We start from the raw sequence: 7,413 nt of genomic DNA, 5'->3' as shown, positions 1-7,413 counted from the left end.
CGGAACGGTAGGCGCCGGCGAGGTTGTTGCGACTGGTCAGGGTGTCGGGGTGGGTGTCGCCGAGGACCTGCTCGCGTTGGGCGAGGATGGTCTCGTAGAGGGAGATGGCGCGACCGGAACGCCCAGCGGAACCGTAGGCGTATGCGAGGTTGTTGCGGTGGATCAGGGTGTAGGGATGGGCATCGCCGAGGTGCTCCTCGAACTGGGTGAGGACGGCTTCCAGCAGGGGGATCGCCCGGGCGTCTTGGCCCTGTTGGTGCAGGTACCGGGCGGCGGTGGCGTACAGCGTCGTCGTGGTGCCGTCGTGCCGGCCGGGGGGAGCGGAAGCCGCGAGAGCAATCAGATGAGGCATGAGGGCGTCCCATTCCCCGGCGGGCCCGGACGCGGGTTCGGGCAGGGCGGTGAAGGCGCGGACCACCGCCTCTTCGGCTTCGCGGCGGCCGGCGGGCGGGTGGCCGGGTTCCATCGGCGCGGTGTGGCGCAGGACGGTCTGGAGCAGGCGGTGGACGCTGACGGTCTCCGCGGTGAGCGTGGCCATGCTGTAGCCGCGGAGGGCCCCGAGTGCTTCGGCGAGTTCGTCGGGGTCGGTGCCGGGGCGTTGCAGGAGGCTGACCGGGATGTCGTCGGGGGCGAGCCAGGCCAGGGTGCGCAGGATCCCGACCGCCAGGGGGGTACGGGCGACGAGGGCCTGGAGGGTCTGGGTCCAGACGCGGGCGATGGTGCGTTCGGCGTCGATGCCGTCGGCGGCCTTGTCCAGTCGGGTGTCCAGGCGTCGGCGGTAGGCGGCGAGGGTGGAGGTGGGGTTCTGCGCGAGGTAGGCGCCGGCCTGTTCCAGGGCGAGGGGGAGGTGGCCGAGGTCGGCGGCCAGGGCCTTGGCGTCCTGGTGCTCGTGAGGGGTGGGGCGGCGGTCGTCGATCGCGTAGGCGCAGATGAGGTCGGCGGCTTCGTCGGGGTCGAGGGTGCCGAGGGAGCGGGTGGGGATGGTGCGGGGCCATCCGGTGGCGCGACGGCTGGTGATGAGGTGGTGGCCGCCGTCGAGGGCGCCCAGGTAGGGCGCGAGGTCGGCGGGGGTCTCGGCGTTGTCGAAGACCAGGAGCCAGCCGGGGTGCCACTGCAGCCAGACCATGGCCCACTCGGCACAGGCGTCCCGGGACGCCTTGTCGGCCCACGCCGGAAGGAGCCGTCGCGCGAGATCGGCGAGGGACCGTTCGATCCGGTCCGGGGACTCGGCGTTGATCCACCAGACGAGGGTGTGGTCCCGCTTGTGCCGGTGGGCGTAGGCGAGGGCGAGAGTGGTCTTGCCGATGCCGCCGAGGCCGTGGACGGTGGACGCCTGGGTGATGGTGCTCCCGCGCTGTTCGACGAGGGTGCGGCGGAGCCAGGCGAGGTCTCCTTCGCGCCCCAGGCACAGCGGGGCGGTCGCCAGGTTGGTGAGGCGTGGCGGGGCCGGTACGTCGCGGGCGGCGGTGAGGATCTCCGCAGGCAGGCCGATGCTGTCCCCGGTGATGGCGGTCCCGATGTTCTGTGCGGCGATCGCCCTCGGTCCCGAGGCTTCGCTCCGGGGACCGGTCACTGACCGGGACGGTGGCCGTCGCCGGTGATGGCGGTGGTGATCGTGTGGGCGGCGATGGCGCGTTCGCCGGAGGCGGTGATGGTCACCGTCGCGGGAACCGCCGCGGAAAGGAGCGCGGCCAGTTCCCGGCGGAGTTCCGCGTCCTCGCGCAGGGCTCGCTTGAGCTGCTGGCGCAGGGCGGCAGCGGCGTCCGGGTCCTCGGTGTCCTCGGCGACGTCGATGACCGCAGCCTCCAGTTCGGCCTGTCCGGTCTCGGAGCGCCGCCTCCAGAGGGCCTGGAGCATGCGGCGGCCCAGGTTCGCGGTGGCATCCGCTGCGGCGTCCTCGGCCCGGGTCAGGACCGCACCCCCGTAAGCGCCTGCGGCCGCAGTCAGATAAGGGCCGGCCTGCTGCACCAGCTCTGCAATCTCCACGCTCATCCCGCCCGGAACCCCGCATCCGAAGACAAACCGACGTCCAAGCAGCGTAGAAGCTGAACGGCCACCAGGTGACGCGTACCGGAAACTCGTGCCGCCGGTGGGCCGTGCGATACGCGCCGGGGGCGGCCGGGGGCGACGGCTGTCAACGGCCCGGCCGTCCTTCGGAGTGCCGGGGTGCAGCGGCTGCACGGCGGTTGCACAGCCCCTTCGCCGTGGGCCCTCTCGTCGGGTTGCGGTCCGGACGACGTACTCGTGCCGGGCCGGTCGTTTTTCCCGGGGGTTCCGGGTAGGGGACGGGGGGAGCAGGGGCGAGCCGGGAGGGGCTGGGGATGGAGCTGCGGTTGCGGTACGCGCCGGAGGTGGGGAACGCCGGGTTGTTCGCGGCGGACATCGTGGCGTCGGCGGCGCGGGTGAGCGGGGTGGAGCTGGACTACTCGGTGGGGAGTCTGGCGGTGGTCGACGGGATCATCGAGGAGTTCCGGGGGAGCGGGATCACCGGCGGACAGGTGGGGGAGACGCTGTTCGGGTTCGGCTGCTACCTGGGCGAGGTGATGGTCCGCCAGGGCGGCGGCTCCTGGCGGGCGGTGGACGGGGCGGAGGCGGCCGCGTTCGGGTTCCCGCTGGTGGTGGAGCTGCCGAGCGGGCAGGTGGGGAACCCGATCGGTAAGGTGTTCCGGCGGCTGGCGGCCGGGCCGGCGGACAGCCTGCCGCACTTCTACCGGGAGTTCGCGGAGCCCTGGCGGCGGGGGTAGCGGCCGGCCGGCGCCTGTCTGCGCCGGGATGAGCGCGCGAAGCGGCCCTGTTGTCTGCGGCATCGAGGCCGGGAGGGCCTGGCGCCGGTCTTCGCGGAGGTGTTGCTCGACCCCCTTCGCCCGAACGGGTGGCCCTGCCCCCGCCCCGGGCGGCGGCGGCGCGAGGTCCTGGGACACCCTTCCGTCCCGGCTGTGATTCACGTCACTGGTGGCGGTTCGGTGCAGCACTCGGCCCCGTTCCGCCGTCATGGGGGCAGTGATCGGGACGGGACGAGGAGAGGAGGTCGGCGGGTGAGGTTTCGCAGGAGCGGTCCGGGCAACGGATTCACGGAGTTCGTCGCACAGCGGTCGGGAGCGTTGTTCCGCACCGCGTATGCGCTGACCGGTGACGTGCACGTGGCCGAGGATCTGGTGCAGGAGGCGCTGGAGCGGGCGTGCCGACAGTGGCGGAAGGTCGCGGTGGCGGACTCGCCGGAGGCGTACGTGCGCAAGGTGCTGGTCAACCTGGCCAACGACCGCTGGCGGCGGCTGTCGCGCCTGGGCGAGCGCCCCGGGCTGTCGGGGGTGCCCGAGACGGCCGACCCCCGGGACCGGTTCGGGCAGGTGGATCTGCGCGCGGAACTGATCGAGGCACTGCTCGGGCTGCCGATGGGCATGCGCAGCGTGGTGGTCCTGTACTACCTGCACGATCTGGACGCCCGGCAGGTCGCCGACGTCCTGGACATCTCTTCGAGTGCGGTGAGGTCCCAGCTCGCCCGCGGCCTGGCCAAGCTGCGCGATTCCGTATCGGGCGCCCAGGCGCCGCACACGCCGTCTGCCGCTTTCGGAGGTACGAAGTGAGGAACACGTCGTCCGGACCGGCCCCGTTCGAGCCGGGCCTCGAAGCCGAGCTGCGTGCCGCGGTGGCCTCCTTCGCCGACGGGCCGACGGCGCCGGTCGTCGACGCGGCCGCGATCGAGCGAGTCGTCAGCCGCAGCCGCACCCGCCGGGCGCTCCTCGGCACCGCTGCGGCGTGCTGCGTGCTGGCGTGCGCCACGGTGGGGTTCTTCGCGCTGAAGCCCGTGCCGCCCGCGCCCGGCGCCTCCCTGTCCCCACCGGCGAACGGGGTGTGCGCCCCGCTCGCCACCGGCGCCCCCAAGAGCGGAGGCGCCGATGCGACTCCGGCACAGGAGCGGGAGCAGACCGCGAGAGCGGGCATCGCGCTGCCGGACCTGGCCGGCATGCCGGTCGAACAGGCCGGAAGCCTGCTGCGCGGACTCGGACTGAGCTGCACGATCATGCGGCACACGGACTGGAACGCCCCCGCCGGGCAGGTGATCAGCAGTGACCCCCGGGGCGGCGCACAACCGGTGGCACCGGGCTCGTCCGTCCTCCTGCTGGTCTCGGCGGGCAAACCCGGCAGAACCTGAGCGGCCGGGCCCTTCGGCCCGCGCACCGGCAGGACGGCGTCCCGTCCTGGACAGGCGTCGTCGTCCGGTCCGCGGATCACCTGCTTCAGGGCCGACTCAACGGGAACTGACGGTGTTTGACTGTGCGTCGAATGACGTCGGACGGTCGATCGGGAGGGGCGGGACGGGTGAGCGGGCGCAGGCCCTCGCGGCAGGAGCTGATCCGGCGCCGGAGGCGGAGCGGGTTCGTCGGGCGCAGCAGCGAACTGGAGTCATTCAACGAGGTGCTGCGGCAGCCCGCGCAGGACCCGGAGCGGTTCCTGTTCCACGTGCGCGGACCGGGCGGGGTGGGGAAGTCCACGCTGGTGCGGCAGTTGGAGGGCGCCGCGCGCGAGGCGGGCGCCGTGACCGCGTACGTGGACGAGTCGGTGGCGGACGCGGTGGAGGCGATGCGGTCGATCGCCGGGCAGTTCGCCCAGCAGGGCGCGCCGCTGAAGGCGCTGGAGCGGCTGCTGGCCGCGCACCGGCAGCGCCGGCACGAGGCGGACGCCGGCGCGGCGGGCGAGGAGCGCCCCGGCGGGCCGTCGCCCGCCGCCGTCCTGGCCTCCCGGGTCGGGCTGGTGGGCGCGGGGATGATCCCGGGCGTGGCGCCGTTCACCGGGGCGCTGGACCCGAACCAGGTCGCCGCCGGCGCGGAGCAGCTGCGCGGCCTGCTCAGCGCGCGCTTCCGCAGCCCGGAGGACGCGCAGCTGGTGCTGTCCCCGCTGCGGGCGCTGACCCCGGTGCTGCTGCGCGACCTCGCGGAGGCCGGCCAGCGCCACGACTGGCTGGTGCTGTTCTTCGACACCTACGAGCGCACCGGCCCGCTGCTCGACGACTGGCTGCGGGACGTGCTGGTCAGCGACGCGTACGGCGAGCTGCCGGCGAACGTGCTGGTGGTGCTGGCCGGGCAGGGGCGGTTGGACGCGCAGTGCTGGGGCGACTGGCTGGACCTGGTCACCGACCTGCCGCTGGAGGTGTTCACCGAGAGCGAGGCCCGCCAGCTGCTGGCCGCCAAGGGCGTCACGGACGAGCGGGTCACCGCGGAGATCCTGCGGCTGTCCGGCCGCCTCCCGCTGCTGGTCTCCACCCTCGCCGAGGGCAACCCGGCCGGCGCGGCCGACGTCGGCGACCCGAGCGGCACCGCCGTCGAGCGCTTCCTGAAGTGGGAGACCCACCCGGCCCGCCGGGCCGCCGCACTGGCCTGCGCCCTGCCGCAGGAGCTCGACGAGGACGTGTACCGGGCGGCGGTCGACGACGAGGAGGCGCGCGAACTCTTCGGCTGGCTGCGCTCGTTGCCGTTCGTCATCGAGCGCTCCGGCCGCTGGCACTACCACGAGGTGGTCCGGGCGGCGATGCTGCGCCGCCAGCGCGCCGAGTGGCCCACCCGCTGGCAGCGGCAGCACACCCGGCTCGCCGGGACCTTCGCCCGCTGGCGCGCCGAACTGCCCTGCGACGGAAGGGATCCGGAGCGCTGGCAGGACGAGCGCTGGCGCTCCCACCGGCTGCAGGAGACCTACCACCGGCTGTGCGCCGACCCCGGGCAGGCGCTCGGCCCGGCCCTGCGCGAACTGCTGGACGCCTACGAGCAGGGCGTCGCGGTGCTGCGCCGCTGGGTGCGGACGCTGGTCCGGGCCGGGCAGGACGCCGACGCACCGGACGTCCTGGCCTGGGGCGAGCGCCTGTCGGCGGCCCTGGAGGAGCCGGAGCCGGGCCCGGCCGCCCTCACCCTGCTGCTGTCCGGCCGGGTGCTGGACCGGCCGTCCCGCGCCTTCGGCTACTGCCTGCGGGCGCGCGCCCACTCCGCGCCGGGCCGCCGGGCGCAGGCGCTGGCCGACCTGGACCGGGCGCTGGAGCTCGACCCGGACAGCGTGCCCGCGCTGCTCGCCCGGGGCGAGCTGTACGACAGGCTGGAGCGCTACGAGGAGGCGCTGGCCGATTTCGGGCGGGCCCTGGAGCTGGACCCGGACCACGCGTGGGCGTTCGCCTCGCGGGGCGAGACCTACCGCACGACGGGTCGGCACGAGGAGGCGCTGGCCGATTTCGGGCGGGCCCTGGAGCTGGACCCGGAGCGGGCGTGGGTCTTCGGTTCGCGGGGCGAGACCTACCGTACGACGGGCCGGCACGAGGAGGCGCTGGCGGACTTCGGGCGGGCCCTGGAGCTGGACCCGGAGTACGCGTGGGCGATCGGATCGAGGGGGCAGACCCACGCCGCGATGGGTCGGCACGAGGAGGCGCTGGCGGACTTCGGGCGGGCGCTCGAGTTGAGCTCCGACTACGCGTGGGCCTTCGGTTCGCGCGCGCAGACGCTCCGCACGATGGGCCGGTACGAGGAGGCGCTGGCGGACTTCGGGCGGGCGCTGGAGCTGGAGCCGGAGTACGCGTGGGCGTTCGGTTCGCGGGGCGAGACCTACCGCCTGATGGACCGGCACGAGGAGGCGCTGGCGGACTTCGGGCGGGCGCTGGAGCTGAAGCCGGACTACGCGTGGGCGTTCGGTTCGCGGGGCGAGACCTACCTGGAGACGGGCCGGTACGCGGAGGCGCTGGCCGATTTCGGGCGGGCGCTGGAGCTGGTCCCCGACTACCGCTGGGTGCTCGGCGAGCGGGGCTGGGCGTACTGGCTGCTGGGCCGGTACGCGGAGGCGCTGGCCGACCTCGACCGGGCGGTGGCCGGCGAGCGCCCGGGCGCACGGGCGCACATGTACCGGGGGGCGGTGCTCACCACACTCGGCCGGCCCGAGGAGGCGCTGGCGGACTTCGACCGGGCGGTGGAGCTGGCCCCGGACAGCCCGGCCGCGCACGGCGGGCGCGGTGGGGTGCTCCGGCTGCTGGGCCGGTACGCGGAGGCGCTGGCCGCCCTCGACCGGGCGATCGGGATCGACCCGGCGGACTCCTGGTACCCGTACGAGAAGGCCGTGGTCCTGCACGCGCTCGGCCTGCCGGGCGGGGCGGAGCTGCTGGCCCGGGTGGTCGAACTGGTCGATCCGGGCGACGTCCACGCCCTCGGCGACCTGGTGTTCGCGTACGCGGCGATGCCGGCCGGGCCGGCGGCGGCGAACGCGCTGGAGCGGTTCCTGGCCGCCGGTCCGCCGCCCGGGCGGGTCGACGAGCTGTACCTGGGGCTGGAGGAGCTGGCCCGGGTGGTGCCGGTGCCGGTGGCCGCGCTGCGGGAGCGGCTGCGGGAGGCCGTTCCGACGGTGGCGGGTGGCGCGCCCACGGATGGCGCAGGGTGACGAAAATGT

Annotated in this window: 6 protein-coding genes; 4 read left to right on the top strand and 2 right to left on the bottom strand. The window is 74.5% G+C overall.

What is annotated here, in order from left to right; genetic code table 11:
- On the bottom strand, positions 1–1,573 hold a 1,573-nt coding region (locus tag ACZ3J7_RS04365), incomplete at its 3' end, for a tetratricopeptide repeat protein (protein WP_465616725.1).
- Entirely contained in the window at positions 1,570–1,992 is a 423-nt protein-coding gene (locus tag ACZ3J7_RS04360) for a hypothetical protein (RefSeq protein ID WP_465616723.1), read from the bottom strand. The genes ACZ3J7_RS04365 and ACZ3J7_RS04360, both read right to left, overlap by 4 nt.
- Positions 1,993–2,321: 329 nt before the next feature.
- On the opposite strand from ACZ3J7_RS04360, the gene ACZ3J7_RS04355 reads away from it, so the two are divergent.
- From ACZ3J7_RS04355 to ACZ3J7_RS04340, 4 genes are all read left to right on the top strand, one after another.
- A complete protein-coding gene (locus ACZ3J7_RS04355; RefSeq protein WP_465616722.1) occupies positions 2,322–2,744 on the top strand; it encodes a hypothetical protein in 423 nt (140 codons plus the stop codon).
- A 291-nt stretch (positions 2,745–3,035) separates the two neighbouring features.
- Positions 3,036–3,584 (top strand): SigE family RNA polymerase sigma factor, encoded by a 549-nt coding sequence (locus ACZ3J7_RS04350; RefSeq protein WP_100584537.1) that lies wholly within the window; start codon positions 3,036–3,038, stop codon positions 3,582–3,584.
- Entirely contained in the window at positions 3,581–4,153 is a 573-nt protein-coding gene (locus ACZ3J7_RS04345; RefSeq protein WP_465616719.1) for a PASTA domain-containing protein, read from the top strand. The genes ACZ3J7_RS04350 and ACZ3J7_RS04345 overlap by 4 nt, the downstream gene beginning before the upstream one ends.
- A gap of 167 nt (positions 4,154–4,320) precedes the next feature.
- Positions 4,321–7,404, top strand: coding sequence for a tetratricopeptide repeat protein (locus ACZ3J7_RS04340; RefSeq protein ID WP_465616717.1), 3,084 nt, complete (start codon positions 4,321–4,323; stop codon positions 7,402–7,404).
- Positions 7,405–7,413: the final 9 nt, after the last annotated feature.

Source organism: Kitasatospora sp. NPDC015121 (genome assembly GCF_055562955.1).
Note: the sequence above shows the minus strand (reverse complement) of the source record. Positions and strands in the feature narration are given on the sequence as shown.

Coding starts and splice junctions, on each gene's coding strand:
- ACZ3J7_RS04360 (WP_465616723.1), bottom strand. CDS start 1,992: ATGAGCGTGGAGATTGCAGAGCTGGTGCAGCAGGCCGGCCCTTATCTG.
- ACZ3J7_RS04355 (WP_465616722.1), top strand. CDS start 2,322: ATGGAGCTGCGGTTGCGGTACGCGCCGGAGGTGGGGAACGCCGGGTTG.